General features: G+C 61.8%; 17 protein-coding genes and 1 pseudogene. 5 read left to right on the top strand and 13 right to left on the bottom strand.

Going from position 1 to position 16,484, the window contains the following annotated elements; all coding sequences use genetic code 11:
- Positions 1–12 precede the first annotated feature (12 nt).
- The 7 genes from NL154_RS27045 to NL154_RS27015 all read right to left on the bottom strand — a co-directional run bounded on the left by NL154_RS27045 (position 13) and on the right by NL154_RS27015 (position 5,847).
- Positions 13–639: a TadE/TadG family type IV pilus assembly protein gene (locus NL154_RS27045; RefSeq protein ID WP_210632333.1), complete on the bottom strand. Its 627-nt coding sequence runs from the start codon at positions 637–639 to the stop codon at positions 13–15.
- The gene (locus NL154_RS27040; protein ID WP_434734397.1) at positions 633–1,112 is read right to left on the bottom strand and encodes a TadE/TadG family type IV pilus assembly protein; all 480 of its coding nucleotides are present in this window, start codon (positions 1,110–1,112) and stop codon (positions 633–635) included. Before NL154_RS27040 ends, NL154_RS27045 begins: the two co-directional genes overlap by 7 nt.
- A complete protein-coding gene (locus tag NL154_RS27035; protein ID WP_434734396.1) occupies positions 1,109–2,713 on the bottom strand; it encodes a TadE/TadG family type IV pilus assembly protein in 1,605 nt (534 codons plus the stop codon). The genes NL154_RS27040 and NL154_RS27035 overlap by 4 nt, the downstream gene beginning before the upstream one ends.
- Positions 2,714–2,806: 93 nt before the next feature.
- Positions 2,807–3,112, bottom strand: coding sequence for a hypothetical protein (locus NL154_RS27030; protein ID WP_210632330.1), 306 nt, complete (start codon positions 3,110–3,112; stop codon positions 2,807–2,809).
- The gene (locus NL154_RS27025) at positions 3,096–4,583 is read right to left on the bottom strand and encodes a type II and III secretion system protein family protein (protein ID WP_210632329.1); all 1,488 of its coding nucleotides are present in this window, start codon (positions 4,581–4,583) and stop codon (positions 3,096–3,098) included. Before NL154_RS27025 ends, NL154_RS27030 begins: the two co-directional genes overlap by 17 nt.
- Before the next feature lie 55 nt (positions 4,584–4,638).
- Positions 4,639–5,553 (bottom strand): Flp pilus assembly protein CpaB, encoded by a 915-nt coding sequence (cpaB, locus tag NL154_RS27020; protein ID WP_210632328.1) that lies wholly within the window; start codon positions 5,551–5,553, stop codon positions 4,639–4,641.
- A gap of 99 nt (positions 5,554–5,652) precedes the next feature.
- Complete coding sequence (locus tag NL154_RS27015; protein WP_210632327.1) at positions 5,653–5,847, bottom strand: Flp family type IVb pilin; 195 nt, start codon at positions 5,845–5,847, stop codon at positions 5,653–5,655.
- 255 nt (positions 5,848–6,102) lie between these two features.
- Here NL154_RS27015 and NL154_RS27010 point away from each other — a divergent pair, with 255 nt between their 5' ends.
- A complete protein-coding gene (locus NL154_RS27010) occupies positions 6,103–6,639 on the top strand; it encodes an A24 family peptidase (RefSeq protein WP_210632326.1) in 537 nt (178 codons plus the stop codon).
- 1 nt (position 6,640) lies between these two features.
- On the opposite strand, the gene NL154_RS27005 is transcribed toward NL154_RS27010, so the two are convergent.
- Together NL154_RS27005 and NL154_RS27000 are read right to left on the bottom strand one after the other, a co-directional pair.
- Positions 6,641–6,841, bottom strand: coding sequence for a hypothetical protein (locus NL154_RS27005; RefSeq protein WP_210632325.1), 201 nt, complete (start codon positions 6,839–6,841; stop codon positions 6,641–6,643).
- A gap of 63 nt (positions 6,842–6,904) precedes the next feature.
- A complete protein-coding gene (locus tag NL154_RS27000) occupies positions 6,905–7,528 on the bottom strand; it encodes a TetR/AcrR family transcriptional regulator (protein ID WP_221124036.1) in 624 nt (207 codons plus the stop codon).
- A 126-nt stretch (positions 7,529–7,654) separates the two neighbouring features.
- Here NL154_RS27000 and NL154_RS26995 point away from each other — a divergent pair, with 126 nt between their 5' ends.
- Positions 7,655–7,870, top strand: a complete 216-nt coding sequence (locus tag NL154_RS26995; protein ID WP_210632323.1) for a hypothetical protein — start codon at positions 7,655–7,657, stop codon at positions 7,868–7,870.
- A gap of 51 nt (positions 7,871–7,921) precedes the next feature.
- On the opposite strand, the gene NL154_RS26990 is transcribed toward NL154_RS26995, so the two are convergent.
- Complete coding sequence (locus NL154_RS26990) at positions 7,922–8,449, bottom strand: winged helix DNA-binding protein (protein WP_210632322.1); 528 nt, start codon at positions 8,447–8,449, stop codon at positions 7,922–7,924.
- An 85-nt stretch (positions 8,450–8,534) separates the two neighbouring features.
- Between NL154_RS26990 and NL154_RS26985 the strand changes: the two genes are divergently transcribed.
- Positions 8,535–12,146: a hydantoinase B/oxoprolinase family protein gene (locus NL154_RS26985; protein WP_434734395.1), complete on the top strand. Its 3,612-nt coding sequence runs from the start codon at positions 8,535–8,537 to the stop codon at positions 12,144–12,146.
- On the opposite strand, the gene NL154_RS26980 is transcribed toward NL154_RS26985, so the two are convergent.
- Positions 12,143–13,000, bottom strand: a complete 858-nt coding sequence (locus NL154_RS26980; RefSeq protein ID WP_210632320.1) for an SDR family oxidoreductase — start codon at positions 12,998–13,000, stop codon at positions 12,143–12,145. The two genes, NL154_RS26985 and NL154_RS26980, sit on opposite strands and share 4 nt — an antisense overlap.
- Before the next feature lie 73 nt (positions 13,001–13,073).
- Between NL154_RS26980 and NL154_RS26975 the strand changes: the two are divergent.
- Together NL154_RS26975 and NL154_RS26970 are read left to right on the top strand one after the other, a co-directional pair.
- Positions 13,074–13,190: pseudogene (locus tag NL154_RS26975) on the top strand (PIN domain-containing protein); the annotation flags it as partial.
- A 167-nt stretch (positions 13,191–13,357) separates the two neighbouring features.
- On the top strand, positions 13,358–14,197 hold the full coding sequence (locus tag NL154_RS26970) for an IclR family transcriptional regulator (protein WP_434734394.1): 840 nt from the start codon (positions 13,358–13,360) through the stop codon (positions 14,195–14,197).
- A gap of 20 nt (positions 14,198–14,217) precedes the next feature.
- Here the strand turns inward: NL154_RS26970 and NL154_RS26965 are convergent, their stop codons facing one another.
- Together NL154_RS26965 and NL154_RS26960 are read right to left on the bottom strand one after the other, a co-directional pair.
- Positions 14,218–15,432 carry an amidohydrolase/deacetylase family metallohydrolase gene (locus NL154_RS26965; protein ID WP_221124033.1) on the bottom strand — a complete coding sequence of 405 codons (1,215 nt, stop codon included), beginning with the start codon at positions 15,430–15,432 and terminating at the stop codon, positions 14,218–14,220.
- A gap of 164 nt (positions 15,433–15,596) precedes the next feature.
- On the bottom strand, positions 15,597–16,466 hold the full coding sequence (locus tag NL154_RS26960) for a sigma-70 family RNA polymerase sigma factor (protein WP_434734393.1): 870 nt from the start codon (positions 16,464–16,466) through the stop codon (positions 15,597–15,599).
- Between the last annotated feature and the right edge of the window lie 18 nt (positions 16,467–16,484).

Here is a 16,484-nt window from a genome sequence, read left to right as displayed (position 1 = left end):
CGTAACAAGAAGTCAGCAGGTTGAGCAGGTCTTCAGGTCTTCCGTCGTGATCGTCACCGGATGGGCCGGGATGGTGACGTCGTTCAGTCCCAGCAACCCGCCGAGGATCGGCAGATCGAAGGTGATGTCGCGCACCTCCAGCCGCATCGTCAGCACCGGCCCGTCCGGGCGGCCCCAATAGCCGAGTCCCGATCGCTGATAGGTGACCATCAGCTTATCCGGCGTGATGCGCCAGTTTAGGTCGCAAATGCCCGGGTGGGGATCGGTTCCCGCGTTGCAAACGCCGTCGCTTCCGAGGACAATCCGGTTCAATGCCGCCGTGCTGCAGTTCGCAAGAGCCGGTCCGCAGGTCGAGGATATCGTGGCATCGTTCGGCGTCGCTTTGCCGTTGTTGAGCGGATCGGCAGCTTCGACCGGGAAAACGGCAGCGAAATTGGTTGTCAGCGGATCTGATACGGCCGCCAGTCGGGCACCATATTGCAGTGCCTTGACCGTCTGATTCCACTGCGACATGGCATAGCCGAACTCGATGAAGGCGGCGAAGACCAGCATGACGATCGGAAAGGTCAGCAATGCTTCGACAAGGCTGGCGCCACTGCTATCCTGCCAGAATGCCTTGATTGCCCTGGAGGTCACCATCCGATGTATCTCTCTTCATGGAAGGAACTGATCGTGATGGCGTCGAGTCCGAGAAAGGCGAATACCGGTGAACTCTGATAGAGATGCGCAGTGGAAATGGTGATGTTGCCGTCCGCATCGGGTGCACTGATTGTGATGTCGGAAGGGTCGTTCCAGCCGGGGACACGGGGCTCAGCATCTGCCGCGGGTGTTTGCGTTCCGTAAAAAGCAATGGTCTTGGCCGTCGCCTGATTGCATGTCGGCACATAGGTTCCCGAGGCCGGTCGGCAGCGCGAAAGGTAACGCCCCGCATCGCGCAAGCCTGCGTCGATCTGCATGCGCTGCCAGAAGATGCTGCCAAACTCCAGTATTCCAGCCGCAAAGAGCGTCACAAAGGGGATTGCGAGCAGCGCTTCGGCGAGCACTGCGCCTTCCTCCCGCCGCCAGAAACCGAGGCAAAGCCGATGCAGAATAAAATTGCGGAACGCCATCATCTGACCAGCTCCGATTCTTCCCGCAGGAATTCGTCCAGCGTACCGCGACCACCCTTGCCGGTGATGTCGATCATCTCCAGGGAAAGGTATCGTTCGCCGGCATCCTTTATCGCCGGCTTGGTCAGGAACATGCGCGCGAAGGCAACGGCGCGCGTGGCCTTGTGACCGTTCAGATGGCCGACCGAAGCCTCATAGCCACAATTGACAATGGCCGAGAAAATCTCGCGGCGGTCGCCATATTCGGCTGCCGTATAGTTCGAAAGGTCCGGGCCGGCATAGCACTGACCACCCGTTGCCGGCGTTCCGGTCTCACCATTCGCCGAGGCATGATTGATGAGAGCCGCGTTTGCAAGCTCGTAGCGATAGACGTCATAAGCGGAGGGCTGTGCTGGCGTTCCGGTCGCCTGCGGGGGATAACTGGAGTAGTTGCTGAGGACCGTGCTCACCGAGGGCGCTGCCGTGCCCTGCGCGACATTCCAATAGGTCGTGTAGTTCCAATTGTTGCCACTGCTGATCTTGCCGCCGGCAAGCGAGGTCATGCCCGCTCCATAGCCGAGCGGCAAGGCCTTGGTCGCATCGCCGACAACGGCTCCGACCATGACTGGATCATAGGTATCGCAGCCCTTCTTGCCCTTGCCGCTGATTGACTGCGCGGAGCGCACGTTCTGGGCAGGCCGGTAACGATAATCTCCGTTCGCCTTGTTGAACGACGAGGAGTAGAAGCCAAAGCGCGTATTGACCCCGTCCTCGACGGGCCCCGCCTTTGCGCCGGTCTCTGTATCGAGGTTGTCCTGTGTGTAGCATGTACCGGGATTGCCGGTGGCAAGAGCCTCCGCCAGCACGGACGCACCATTGCCCAAGGGGGTCCGCAGGAAGCCGAAATTGCCGGGACCGGGATTGGATGCCGCGGTGCTGTGAAGCTCGATCTGTCGTCCGTAGAGATTGCCGGCCGCAAAGTTGGTGTGCAGGGCCGTAGCTGCAGTTTCGCTGGCGCTTTCACTCGTGTTCCCCACCGGCTCGAACGGATTGCAGATGTAGATCGGCGTCACGTCGCAGGCACTGGCGTGATATACCGCCACGGCGTCGGCGGCGATGTTGATTGTATCGCGGTTGAAGCCGACGGGGATCGGAAAGATCGTCTGCATCGCTTGCGGCTTGGCGATGACCCAGGCATAGGACGCTTCGCTGGCCACTGTCGTTTCCATCGAAGCCGGGATTGATGTATCGTCGTTGGCCGGGATATCCTTCAGAAAAAGCACGGTAACAGTGCTTCCGGCATCGTTGCCGGCGTCATAGGTCACGCTTATATTCGAGCCAAGCGACATGCCGGTTCCGCCGCCGGAAAAGGCCGCGCTGTTGGCGATTTTCTCGATCGCCGTCTGCGCCCTCGTAATGGCATCATCGCGGCCATCGAGTTCGCGGGCCCCGGCCAGCGCCATCGCATCGACGGCGTTCTGGAGATCGGTATGCAGGTTGCTGCTGCGACCGACATCGATGATCAGCAGCGAAAAGCCGAGAAGCATTGGCATGGCGATGAGCGTCAAGGCGATGACATAGCCGCGATGATCGTTCCAGAACTGTCTGACAACCCTGCTGAGCATTGGCGTCCCCCCATCACGGCGCTATCGCCGTGATGACCCCGTTTCGTGCATTTTCCCTCCGGCGCACTGCCGCAGTTCATGCCTTTCGCCAGCCTATTGGCTGGCGGTCGCCCCGTTGGAGGCCCCATTCGCCCCCATGGCCGGCGACGGCTGAACAACGCCCAACCCGCCGTTCTGATATTGAGTGACCACCCTGCGGATCACCTTGCCGTCGCTTGCGATTTGCGTTCGCTGGGCTTCCGGCGGGAACGGGTCCTGAATGTGGATGGCCTTGTTTGCTTCCACGGCATTGCCGAGCCCGAAGGTGATCGTGTCGCGATGGTTCATGTAGTCGGCGCAGCCGGAAGCGAGGCCGGCGGCTGCAAGGACGAAAAGGACGCGCTTAGCGTTTTGTAGCAACGGCTTGGACTCCCTGGTTCAGGTCGAGACGATGGCCATAGGGCCCAGTCACACCTTCGCCATTGCGAAAGCGTCGGAGCATGTCCTTGTCGACTTCCATGACACCGAGCGCAAAAAGCTCGAGGTCGTTGGACGAACGCGTCTGGTCGAGCGGACTGTAGAGATCCTCGCCAGGGCGGGCCGGTCGAACGATGTGCGGCGTGACGACGATGACGAGGTCGGATTCCTTCTTCTGGAAACTCGTCGAACGGAATAGTGCGCCGAGCACTGGTATCTTTCCGAGGCCGGGCAATTGCTGGATGTCCTTGGCATTGATCGACTGCAGCAGGCCGGCCAAGGCAAAGCTCTGGCCGTCGCGAAGCGCGACCGTGGTGCTGGCCGCGCGCGAGATGAAGCCCGGATTGCCGTTGACGTTGATCGACGGATCGAGTTCGGAAACTTCAGGCTCGATCTCCAGATTGATCAGCCCATCATCAAGAACCACCGGCTTGAAGGTCAGCCGCACACCGAAGGGGCGATAGTCCGTCTCGGTGGCGACCGTCGTGCCGTTGTTCGTCGTCTTCAGGATCGGCACCTCACCGCCGGCATGGAAGCTGGCGGTCGAGCCGCTCATGGCGATGAGGTTCGGCTGCGCCAGGCGACGCACCAGTCCCTTCTGCTCGAGGGCGTTGATCACCACGTCGATGTGGCCGCCCGAGATTTCCAGCACCTTGGCGATCAACTGGCCGAAGGGCAGCGCCCCCGTTGCCGCACCCTTGGGATCGAGGAGGCTACGGACCAGGTTGCCGTCATCGTCCACGGTGATACCCTGGCTGGTCGTTGCCTTGCCGATTCCGTTGTTGCCGTGCCCGGACCAACCGATCCCGAGGTCACGACCCGTCTGGCGCGAGGCTTCGATGACCCGGACCTCCAGCATCACCTGCTGGCTGTCACTGACGCGCAACTGGTTCAGCACCGGTTGGTCGGAATAGGACTGGGCGATTTCCATCACCCGCTGCAGTTCGATGCCGTCGCGGACGAAGCCTGTCAGGCGAATGCGATCGTTGGAGTTGATGACCCTGACCCGAGCCGAGGGCGCGGCAGAGCGAATGGCGGAGGCGACTTCGCTGAAATCGCTGGCAACGCGGATGTCGATGACGCCGAGAAGCGACTTGTCTTCGCCATAGACCGAGATATTGGTGGCGCCGATCTTTTTGCCGCGAATGAACAGCGAGCGGTCGGAAAGCGGCACCACGTCGATCATATCGGCGCTGCCGATGACGAGATCCCCGAAGGGCTGCCCGGTATTGAGCGTCAGCGTCTCGTTCGGAGGCAGCGTCACGTGCTGGACCGATTCGCCTAAAGTGACGGACTTTTCCTGTGCGTTGGCGCAGCCGGCAAATCCAGGGGCCAAACACACACAGGCCGAAAACACTGCCGCTAATGCCGCAAGGCTTTTCGTCCCTGCGATTCTTCTCTTGCCGCTCGCCATGCCTGCTTTAGCCCCCTCATTCGGCTAGCCGCACCTGCGGCATGCCGTATAAACATCACTGGACCAGGCCGACTCGGTGCTCCTCGCGCTTCGTCGTGTTCCAGACCCCCACTGTCACCCACTTCGGCTCAACCGGCAACACCGGTTCGACCCTTTGCTCCACAATCTGCACTTGTTTCTCGGGTTCTGGCAACTTCTTTTCCAAATCCTTGCCCAGTTCTGTCGCCATCGCCCCGCCACCGAGGTCGGCGACGGTGATCGGCCGGGTCTGCTCGATAGAGGAAGAGGCAACATTGCGGAGCGCCAGTGAGAGCGTGCCGATACTGGAGCCGAGGGTAAGGCGCTGCGCCTCGTCGGTCGTGACCTCAAAGGTCACGGTCTTGACGACGGATGGCTCGTCCTTGCGCTCGTCGGCCGTCTGGTCCACCGCCAGCACCTTGACGCCTTGCAGCAGCACGTCGACGAAGGTCTGATCGTTGCCGGCCGGTCCGCGCACGACCCGCGTCAGAAGCACGTCGACGCGATCGGAAGGCCTTACGAACCCGGCAACGCCGAGCACGTCGTTGACCCGGATGGAGACCGCCTTCATGCCCTGGTCGAGCGCCGCCGACAGCGTGGCGCGTTCGCCGGTACCGGTGATTTTCGAGGATAGAACCGGCTCGCCCGGATCGATCGCCGCCATGGCATAACGCGGCTGGGCATCGTTGCCGACGACCAGATCGATGCTGACGAACGAGCCTGCGGGTGTTTCATTGGAGGGCCAGGGAATGGCCCTGAGGTTTTCGGATCGAATCCGGTCGCCGAAGCGCATTGGCGTGGCGGCGACCACAAGTGTCCTTTCCTCGGCCTTCACGCCGTTCATCGCCAGCAGTCGGGCCTTCTGATCGGAGAGATACGCGCGCATCCCGAAAACTGCGGCGGCGGCGAGTACAAATGCAATAACGAGACTTAAAATCGTTGAAGAACGCATCGCGGTTACTCGCTACACTGGACGGAGTGCATCCATTCATTATTTCTAATTTAGAAGAGAGGGGTTAACAAAAACCCCTCCCTTCGTCGAACGCCAATATCAGGCCGGGACAGCCAGCGCGGTCGTGAACCACCCTGCCCATGCCGTCCAGACCGCACTCAGATTGGTGCCGGCCAGTGTCACCGCCGTGATCACCCCGCCAACCAGCAAGGCAAGCAGAATGAGGTATTCGGTAAGTGCGACGCCATCTTCTTCCCGCGCGAAAGCGCGTACGCTATTTACAAATGCTTTCATCGAGAATTACCTCCCAGGTAAGTGGTGCGCCGTATTTCCCCGGCACTTTGTCGTCGAGACCGCCCCTTCGACTGGAAATATTAATAATCTGTTAATTCTAATTTAGTCAAATCTTTTGTAGGCGAACGGGCGATATCTATACTTTATGGTTAAAACTGGGATGAAAGAACCGGCCGTAAAAATCGACAATTTTGCCGTAATCGAGTGAACCTAGCCTACACAATAAGCTTAAAATAGCCGAAAAGGTCGAAGCCTATGCTGCAAATGGTCAATGTTACTAGTTCTCTTGCAGTATTTCTTTTTCTCTACGCGGCCTGGACCGATTTCCGTACATGGAAAATCCCCAATGCCGTCGTGCTGGCGCTCGTAACACTTTGTGCACTGCGGGCAGTGGCCTTGATACTTGGCTCGGATGATGTCGGCGCGGCGCTGTTTGCCTCGAGCGGAATCGGCGGCGACATCGCGGCCGGTCTGCTGATGTTCATGCTTGGGGTGGCTCTCTGGGCGTTCCGCCTGTTTGGCGCAGGAGACGCCAAGCTTTTCCTGCCGATCGGCCTTTTTATCGGCTGGCACGGAATGATGCCGTTCGCGGTGCTGCTGCTTGTCCTCGGCATCGTGACGCTGCTGGTCCTGCGGCTGCCGGTGCCGCTGGCAGTCGCGCATCTCGCCTTTTTCATACGTATCGAGGAAATTCGGGCGAGCCGGAAGATACCCTATGGCGTCATCATGGTTTTCGCGACGCTCCTGACCATGGCTTTGCCCATGATCCGACAGCAGTTGCAGCTTCGGTGACCTACCCCGAAAAGGCTCTGTCCGACCTGTTCTCCAGCGCGGCGATCTCCTCGGAGACCTCGCTCAATCGCTGACGCAGGTCGCTGTCGGTGCCGTCATCGACCTCTTCCTCGCCAAAACAATAGCGCGCCTCGTGAAGCTCGAGCTTGGCTTCGAGCTCGGCGCGTCTGGCATATAGCCGCTTGAGATAGACGTGGTTCATCTCCCGGTCTCCACATCGTCCGGTGATGGGAAAACGATGTGGAGGCGGTAAGGTTCCGGTCTATCAGGTGAAAGAAGCGATCGCTGCTCTGCAGGCCTTGGCGAAATGGCCGCAACAGCCGGCGGCGCCCATCGTTTGGCGACTGACGCGCGCGCCTTCGAGCAGCAGCGTCAGCGTATCGGCAAGAAGTTGAGGTTCGCGCGCACCGGCTGCCGAACAGAGCGCGGCGAGGCGATCGCGTTGTTCGGCCTTGTGCCGTTCGATCACTTCATGGGCGGGATGACCCTCCCCCTTGAGCTCGATGGCGGCGTTGGCGAGATCGCAGCCAGCGGGCTCGCCGTTCAGACACTGCGCCCGCATCTCCACCCAGGCGCCGAGCTGGGCGCGGGGATCGCCGGGATGGGCGGCCTCCAGATCGCGCCAGATGGCATTGGCCTTTTCGGAGGCGCGCCGCAACGTCTCGCAGACGAGTTCGTCCTTCGAGCCGAAATGCCGGTAGAGCGTCATCTTGTTGGTCAGGGCGGCGTCGGCGATGGCATCGACGCCAATGCCGCGGATGCCGCGCTCGCGGAAAAGCTCCACGGCCGTCGAGACGATGCGCTCCCGCGGCGGGATGCGATCTTCTGAAACGGTTGCGGAGATTTCATTCGAAGTTTCTGATTTTTTTGCGGACGAAGTCCTTGACATCAATGTGACCGATCGGTAACAACAGCATTGTTACTTACCGGTAACACCACAGGCCGCGAAAGTCAACGCAGAGGGTTGGCGGCGGATGTGGAACACGGGCGACCGCCCACGAAAGGAGGACAAGCCATGAGAAAGACCAGAGACGACCTGACGATATCCGAAGCCCTTCGCGACCCCCTGATCGCCATGGTGTTGCGCGCCGACGGCGTGAAGCTTGAGGACTTCAAGCAACTCCTGGAGACGGCCGCCGACAAAGGTCAACCGCGCCCGACGCCGGTGGGCAAGATGATCGGAGCGCTTGCGAGCCGCGCCAATCTGCCGGCCATCCCCTGCTTCGGCTGAAAAGCCGCTTGAACCCGGGGGATCTCTCCCTGCCCCCGACAAGGGCTGTCGTCATAAAGAGGCGGCGGCCCTTGCTGCTTGATCGTAGTGGCCGGAAAGTGCCCTCAGCATCGCTGCCACTGCCGATGTCGAGCCGGCATCGAGCCCGAGCCCCTTCATTGATTCCACCAGCAACGCTTCGCGCACCGCACGGTATCTCAGGCAGGTTTCAACGCCCTTGTCGGTAGCGATGATCAACTTCTCCTTGCCTGCCCGCGCGCTTTTCACGAGGCCGCGCTTTTCCAGCTTCTTGAGCGCATAAATCACCAGATGCGTATCCTCGACGCCGAGCACGCTGCAGAGATCGCCGAGCCGCTTCGGCCGCCGCCGGTGCGCCACCGAATGCAGCACCAGCACGTCGATCGCAGCGCAGCCGGGTTCGCCCGCCGCCGTCATGCAGCGCACCATCCAGCGGTCGAAGGCATTGCCGGCGAGGATGAGCCCAAATTCCAGTTCCGACAGAACGGGAAGCGCGCCGTCGGCGAGATGCGAGGAGGAGACGATCGGCCCGATTTCCGGTTGCCCGCATTCATCTGCCATTCCATCCCTCCACGATCAACAGCTCAACGTTGACATTTTATCGATAAATCGTCAATGATTTTTCAATTCAACGGGAGGCCGGACGATGAGCGGGCAGTGGGATTTCTGGATCGATCGCGGCGGCACCTTCACCGATATCGTCGCCCGCCGCCCCGACGGCTCGCTCGTCGCGAACAAGCTGCTTTCGGAAAATCCGGAAGCCTATCGCGACCCGGCGGTTCATGGCATCCGCGAATTGCTCGGCCTCAAGCCCGGCCAGACGATCCCTTCCGAGCTCATCGGCGCCGTGAAGATGGGAACGACGGTCGCCACCAATGCACTTCTCGAACGCAAGGGTGATCCGACCCTGTTGGTGACGACGAAGGGCTTTCGCGATGCGCTGGAGATCGGCTATCAGGCGCGCGCCGACATCTTCGCCAAGAAAATCGTCAAACCGGAACTGCTCTACGCCGATGTGATCGAGGCCGACGAGCGCGTACTGGCGGACGGCACGGTGGAACGCCCGCTCTTAGAAGATGATCTGCGGCACGCGCTTGAAGCCGCCTATGCGCGGGGACTGCGCGCCGTCGCAATCGTTTTCATGCATGCCTACCGCTATCCCGAGCACGAACAGCAGGCCGCCGCCATCGCGCGCGCCATCGGCTTCACGCAGATCTCGCCCTCGCATGTGGTTTCACCGCTGATCAAGCTTGTCGGCCGCGGCGACACGGCCGTCGTCGATGCCTATCTATCCCCGGTTCTCCGGCGCTATGTCGATCAGGTCGCCGTCGAGCTCGGCGCGGTCGAAGGAAAGGGCCCGAAGCTGATGTTCATGCAGTCCTCGGGCGGACTGACCGACGCGCATCTCTTCCAGGGAAAGGATGCAATCCTCTCCGGACCCGCGGGCGGGGTGGTCGGCGCGGTCGAGGTCTCGCGCATCGCCGGTTTCGACAGGATGATCGGCTTCGACATGGGCGGCACCTCGACGGACGTTTCGCACTATGACGGCGAGCTGGAACGCGCTTTCGAGACCGAGGTCGCCGGTGTGCGCATGCGCGCGCCGATGATGAAGATCCATACCGTCGCAGCCGGCGGCGGCTCGATCCTGAGCTATGACGGTTCACGCTTCCGCGTCGGCCCGGAGTCGGCGGGTGCCACGCCCGGCCCGAAATCCTATCGCCGCGGCGGGCCGCTTGCTGTTACTGATGCAAATATCATGACGGGCAAGCTGCTGCCGGAGTTCTTCCCCACAATCTTCGGGCCGGAGCAAGACCAGCCGCTCGACGCCGAGGCGGTGCGCGCCGCCTTTGCCGAGATGGCGCAGGATATCGGCGGCGGCCGGACGGCGGAAGAGGTGGCCGACGGCTTCCTCGCTATCGCTGTCGAGAATATGGCCAACGCCATCAAGAAGATCTCCGTCCAGCGCGGTTACGACGTTTCCGACTATGCGCTCACCTGTTTCGGCGGCGCCGGCGGCCAGCATGCCTGCCTGGTCGCCGACAGCCTCGGCATGAAAACGGTGCTGATCCACCCCTTCTCCGGCATTCTTTCGGCCTATGGCATGGGGCTCGCCGATATCCGCGCCACACGCCAGCGCGCGGTGCTGGCCGAACTAGCCGCCGCCCTGCCGGCGATCGGCGGTATCCGGGCCGAACTGGAGAAAGAGGTGCGCAGGGAACTGATGCTGCAGGGCGTCGAAGCCGGCGACATGGAGGTCGTCATCCGGCTGCACCTGCAATATAAGGGCACCGACACCGCCCTGCCCGTCGCCTTCGGGCCGCAGGAGGAGATGACGCAAGCCTTTGCCGCCGCCCACAAGAAGCAGTTCGGCTTCATCTTCGAAGACCGGCCTGTCGTCGTCGACTCCATCGAAGTCGAAGGCATCGGCGGCGGCGCCGATGTCGAGGAGATGAACGTGCAGGCGGGGAGCTTCGCACCGCAAGCGCTGCGCACGACCCGCTTCTATTCCGGCGGAAGCTGGCATGAGGCCGGCATTTTCAGGCGTGATGCGCTGAAGCCGGGTGCAGTCGTCAAGGGGCCGGCCCTCATCATCGAAGCGCATCAGACGATCGTCGTCGAGACCGGCTGGCAGGCGCGCCTGACCGGCCACGACCATATCGTTCTCACCCGCGAGATCGCGCTTTCCCGCAATTCGGCGATCGGCACCAGCGCCGACCCCGTCATGCTCGAAGTCTTCAACAATCTGTTCATGGCGATCGCCGAGCAGATGGGCGTGACGCTGCAGAACACTGCTCACTCGGTCAATATCAAGGAGCGGCTCGATTTCTCCTGCGCCGTCTTCGACCGCACCGGCGCACTCGTCGCCAATGCGCCGCATATGCCCGTGCATCTGGGATCGATGGATCGCTCGGTCGAAACGATCATCCGGCTCAACGAAGGCCGCATTCGACCGGGCGATGTCTTCGCGCTCAATGCGCCTTACAACGGCGGCACGCATCTGCCCGACATCACCGTCGTCACGCCGGTGTTCGACGACGCCGGCGAGACCATCCTGTTTTACGTCGCCTCGCGCGGCCATCATGCCGACATCGGCGGCAAGGCACCTGGTTCGATGACGCCGCGGGCGACCAAGGTCGATGAGGAAGGCGTGCTGATCGACAATTTCCTGCTGGTCGACAAAGGCCGTTTCCGTGAGAGCGAATTTGCGGCAATGCTGCGGGACCATCCCTACCCCGCCCGCAACCCGGCCCAGAATCTCGCCGACGTGAAGGCGCAGATCGCGGCCAACGAAAAGGGCGTTCAGGAACTGCGCAAGATGGTCGCCCATTTCGGGCTCGACGTCGTCGAAGCCTATATGGGCCATGTCCAGGACAATGCCGAGGAGAGCGTTCGCCGGGTGATCGCCCGCCTCAGCGACAGCGAATTCTCCTATCCCACCGATCAGGGCGCCGTCATCAAGGTGAAGATCACCGTCGACCGGAAGGCGCGCGAGGCAACGGTCGATTTCACCGGCACGAGCGCCCAGCAACCGACCAATTTCAATGCGCCGGAACCGGTGACGCGCGCCGCGGTGCTCTATGTCTTCCGCGTCATGGTCGAGCAGCCGATCCCGATGAATGCCGGCTGCCTGCGGCCGATCCGGATCGTCGTGCCGGACGGATCGATGCTGCGCCCGGCCTATCCGGCCGCCGTCGTCGCCGGCAATGTCGAGACCAGCCAGCATGTGACGAATGCGCTCTTCGGGGCGCTCGGAACGCTGGCAGCCGCCCAAGGGTCGATGAACAACCTGACCTTCGGCAACGTCACCTACCAATATTACGAGACAATCTGCTCCGGCGGCCCCGCCGGCCTGCTCAATGACGGCACCGGCTTCAGCGGCGCCGACGGCGTGCACACCCATATGACCAACTCACGGCTGACCGACCCCGAGGTGCTGGAATTCCGCTTTCCCGTCGTGCTGGAAGATTTTCACATCCGCCGCGGCTCCGGGGGCAAGGGCCAATATAGTTCCGGCGGCGGGACCGAGCGCACCATCCGCTTCCTGCAAGCGATGGATTGCAGCATTCTCTCCTCGCACCGAACGATCCGGCCTTTCGGCCTCTTCGGCGGGGAAGACGGGCAATTGGGAAAAACGGAGGTTCGTCGCAGCGACGGCACGGTCGAAAGGCTGGAAGGCTGCGACCAGGCAATGCTCGCCGCCGGCGACGCCGTGATCGTCACGACGCCGACCGGCGGCGGCTACGGCAAACCGGTTTAGAGGATCGGTTTGCCACCGGTGACCGCGATTGTCGTGCCCGAGACATAGCTCGACAAGGGATCGGCCAGCATGACATAGGCCGTGGCCAGTTCGGCCGGCTGGCCCGGCCGCTTCATCGGCACCTGCTTGCCGAAATTGCTGACGCTATCTTCGGGCAGCGTCGACGGGATGAGCGGCGTCCAGATCGGCCCGGGCGCCACGGCATTGGCGCGAATACCCTTCTCGGCCAGAAGCTGGGCCAGGCCGGCGGTGAAATTCTGGATCGCACCCTTCGTGGTGGCATAGGCAAGCAGCGTCGGGTTCGGATTGTCCGCATTGATCGAGGCCGTATTGATGATGGCGCTGCCGGGCTTCATATGGGCGACGGCCGCCTTTGTCAGGTAGAACATCGCGTGGATGTTGACCTTGAAGGTCAGCTCCCACTCCTCGTCGCTAATCTCGTCGATGCTCTTGAAGCTTGCCTGGTGCGCGGCATTGTTGACGAGAATGTCGATACCACCGAGCTCCTTGACCGCCGTCTCGACAATTTGCCGGCAATGGGCCGGATCCTGGATGTCGCCACTGACGAGCACGGCCTTGCGCCCCGCCTGTTCAACGAGCCGCTTCGTCTCGTCGGCATCCTCATCCTCGTCGAGATAGGAGATCACCAGATCTGCGCCTTCCCGGGCATAGGCGATCGCCACTGCCCGGCCGATGCCGCTGTCGCCACCGGTAATGATCGCCCGCTTGCCCTTGAGCCGTTCGGATCCGCGATAGGTTTTTTCACCATGGTCGGGAACCGGGTCCATCTGTGCCGTGAAACCCGGCATCGGCTGTTTCTGGGATGGGAAAGGGGGTGTTGGATATTGTGTCATTATAGCCTCCTGAGTTGAGGGACAAACTCAGGCTGCGGCTGGTTGTTCCAACGGCGTTGCGGCCAGATCGCTTTTCAATCTCGGTCTTCGTGCCGGTGACGCACTGCATCTCGCCGTCGCAATCGGTAGCGACGCCACGCTCGTCACGCTCGACAAGGGGCTGGCAAAAGCCTGGAGCATCATCGGAGCGCGTCTGCCTGTTATGAGGTCGGCGGTCGGCGGATGCGGATATCACGCAGTCTCCCGGTTCCACCGCCACCACATCCGCACAGACGATCAACCTACAAGATGTTGCGATTTGCCACAGCGACCATTGTGCCATAGTAATGTAATATGGCTGCAGTGTTCATGAGGTGCATGGAATTGGACGGAAAGACATCGCCCGCAGTTTACTCCGAAGATGAGAGCCTTGCCGGCGAAGCCGGCGGCAAGGGCACGCGCCGCGCCCGCGTCAGCGGCATCGACCGCGCTCTTCAGGTGATCGATCATCTCTATGAGACAGGATCGCCGGCCGGCGTCTATGCCATCGCCAAGGCGGTGAAGGCGCCGCTATCGACGGTCTACGTCATCGTCGACGACCTCGTCGAGAAGAACATGCTGACGCGCCAGGCGGACGGCTCGATCTGGCTCGGCGCCCGGCTTTATCACTATGGTCTCGCCTATGCGCGATCTCTGGATTTCATGAGCATTGCCACTCATGAAATGCACGATCTCTGTCGCCAGACCGGCGAAACCGTGCAGGTCTGCGGCCGTGACGGCGATTACATGCTGGTGCTTGCCATGGCCGACGGTCCGAGCCATTTCCAGGTGGCGTCGCGCGTCGGCACCCGGGTGCCGCTCAACTGGACGGCATCAGGCCGCCTGCTCGTCGGCCACCTCCCCGAAGAGGAACGCATCGAGCTTTTCAAACGCTGCGCCCGCTCATCACCGACCGGCCGCGCCGAGATCGATCCGAGCACCCTGTCGGAAGCGGCCGGCAAGGCCTTCGAGGCGCGCCTGTCGATCCAGGCCGGAGAATCCGACTATGCGGTCGCCTGCATCGCCTCGCCGATCTGCGATCGCGACGGCCAGTGCGTCGCCACCATTTCGATCGTGCTGCCGGAGCAGAAGGCCTTTTCCGATGAGAACCATTATACGGCGCATGTGCGCAATTCGGCGGAACGGATCGAAAAACTGATGGGTTGGCGCAACCGCTGACACCTGCCGCGCCACCGGATTTATCTGTAGGAATAGCCGTGGCTGTGACGCACGAGCCTGCGCGCCCGCGGCACGTACCGGCTGGCTGTGAACGCTTCGGCGCCCATCACCGCAAAGCGCGGCTCGAACAGCTTGCTGAGGACCGAGACATCGCCATTGGAATCCGTTGCTTCGAGCTCGGAATCGACGAGGTCGAAAATCGTGAATTCGGCTGGCGCGCCGACGGAAAGTCGGTTCTCCATCGGCAGCTTGATGACGGAGGCCGGCGCATGGGTGACGGCTTCCACGACCTTGTCGAAGGGCATGCCGACGCTGAGCAGCTTCGACATCGTCGTTGCCAGATCCCAGACCGGAAAGTTCATCGAATGGCCGTGCAGATCGGTCGAGATCGAGAACGGCAGAAGCCCGCGCGCGATCGCCGCTTCGGCGACCTTGAAGGAGAAGGAGGCGCCGCCATGGCCGATGTCGAGGCGGATGCCTTCGGAGGCGCAGCGCTCGGCGAGATTGAAAAGATCCTCGTCCTCCATGATGCTCGAACCGGCCTTGCCGTTGAAGCAGTGGGTGACGACGTCGCCGGGGCCGAGAATTTCGAGCACTTCGTCGTAAAGTGCCGGCGGTTCGCCGACATGGACCATCATCGGCACTTTCAGGATCTTGGCGATCTTCTTGCCGAGCTTGACAGGAGTGACGCCCCAGGAGCCGGTGATGACGTGGCTGGCGCGCACCTTGATGCCGACGATGTGCTCGCTGTTTTCGGCGTAGACTTCGAGAATCCGGTCGAGATCGATATCCCTGATATCCCTGAGCTCGGCGACGCGGTTGCAGGCGACGAGGCCGATCGAGCCGAGGTTCAGGAAGGCCTTGATGCGTTCGCGTGAGGGCTCGATGATATACTCGCGGAAGCCATGGAAATTTGCCTCGCCGGCCGAACCGGCGTCGACCAGGGTGGTGACGCCGCGCTCGAGACCGCATTCGGAGGGGCGGATGGAGATATCGGTGCCGCCATGCCAGATGTGTACGTGTAGATCGATCCAGCCCGGCGAAATGAAGGCACCCTTGCCGTCGACGCGTGTCACATCCTCAGAGGCCGGAAGCGACGGACCAATCCCGGCGATGCGGCCGTCAGCATTGACGAGAATGTCGATCACCCCCTCGGATGCGCCCGCACCGAACGCCATCGGTCTGACATTGGTGAGGAGAAGTGGCTTCTTCGTCCGGTCGCCCGATATGATCATATTTCCAAATTCCATAGTTATGCTATATAAATCCTTATAATAGAATAAAGCCGAAGAGACTGCTGTCAAGAGAAATGAAGCGTCGCTAGCCGCACGGCAGTGGCGGCAGCGCGCTCGTTCTCAACCGCGCTCCCGCCAAGGAGCGGCAAATTTTTCCAGCGATTTCAATCTTGCAGGATTGAGTGGTCAAGCCGTTCGAGGTGGTCGGGATCGGCGATGGCTTCGATGGCCGCAATCCTGTCTCCGGCGATGGTAAACGCTACTACGACGCGAATCTGACCCGCGATGCGCACGACGAAGCCAAGCTCGCCGTCGACGATGGCGATCTCTGCCGCCTGCGCCCGGCCCTTGAACAACTCTGCCACTTCGGATGCGCCGCGCGTTTCGCCGAAGGCCCCGAAACGCGCCGCCGTCGCGTCCAGCCGAAACACGACATCTGGGGCGAGCACGGCAATCAGCGCCTGCAGATCACCGCTGCGCGAAGCCGTTAGAAAGGCCTCCGCAATCGTTCGCTTGCGGCCGAGATCGACATCCGGCGTCTCGTCCACGCCCTGCACCCTGCGGCGGGCACGGCTCGCGAGCTGACGGGCGGCGGCGGATGATCGGCCGATAATCGGCGCGATTTCGTCGAAGGGAAGATCGAACATGTCGTGCAGCACGAAGGCAACCCGTTCGGCAGGCGCCAGCGTCTGCAACACGACGAGCAGCGCCACGCCCACCGAATCGGCGAATGCGGCGTCGCGCTCCGGATCCTTGGCAGGATCGGCGATCGCTGCATGGACTGGCATCTCCAGCGGCTCCTCGCGCCGGGTCTTGCGGGCACGCAGCATATCGAGGCAGATACGAGCCACCACCGTCGTCAGCCAGCCGCCGAGATTGCCGACGTCAGTCCTATCCGCACGGGTGAGCCGCAGCCAAGCCTCCTGAACGGCGTCTTCGGCCTCGCTGCGCGAGCCGAGCATGCGATAGGCGGCCGCTTTCAGATGCGCCCGGTTCGCCTCGAATTGATCGGCCAGCCAATTATTCTCGTTCATCCGTCACATTCCTTCGCT

The organism is Rhizobium sp. YTUHZ044, assembly GCF_051123975.1.
Classification (GTDB): Bacteria; Pseudomonadota; Alphaproteobacteria; order Rhizobiales; family Rhizobiaceae; genus Rhizobium.
The sequence above is the reverse complement of the archived record's forward strand: the minus strand, read 5'-3'. Positions and strand labels throughout refer to the sequence as shown.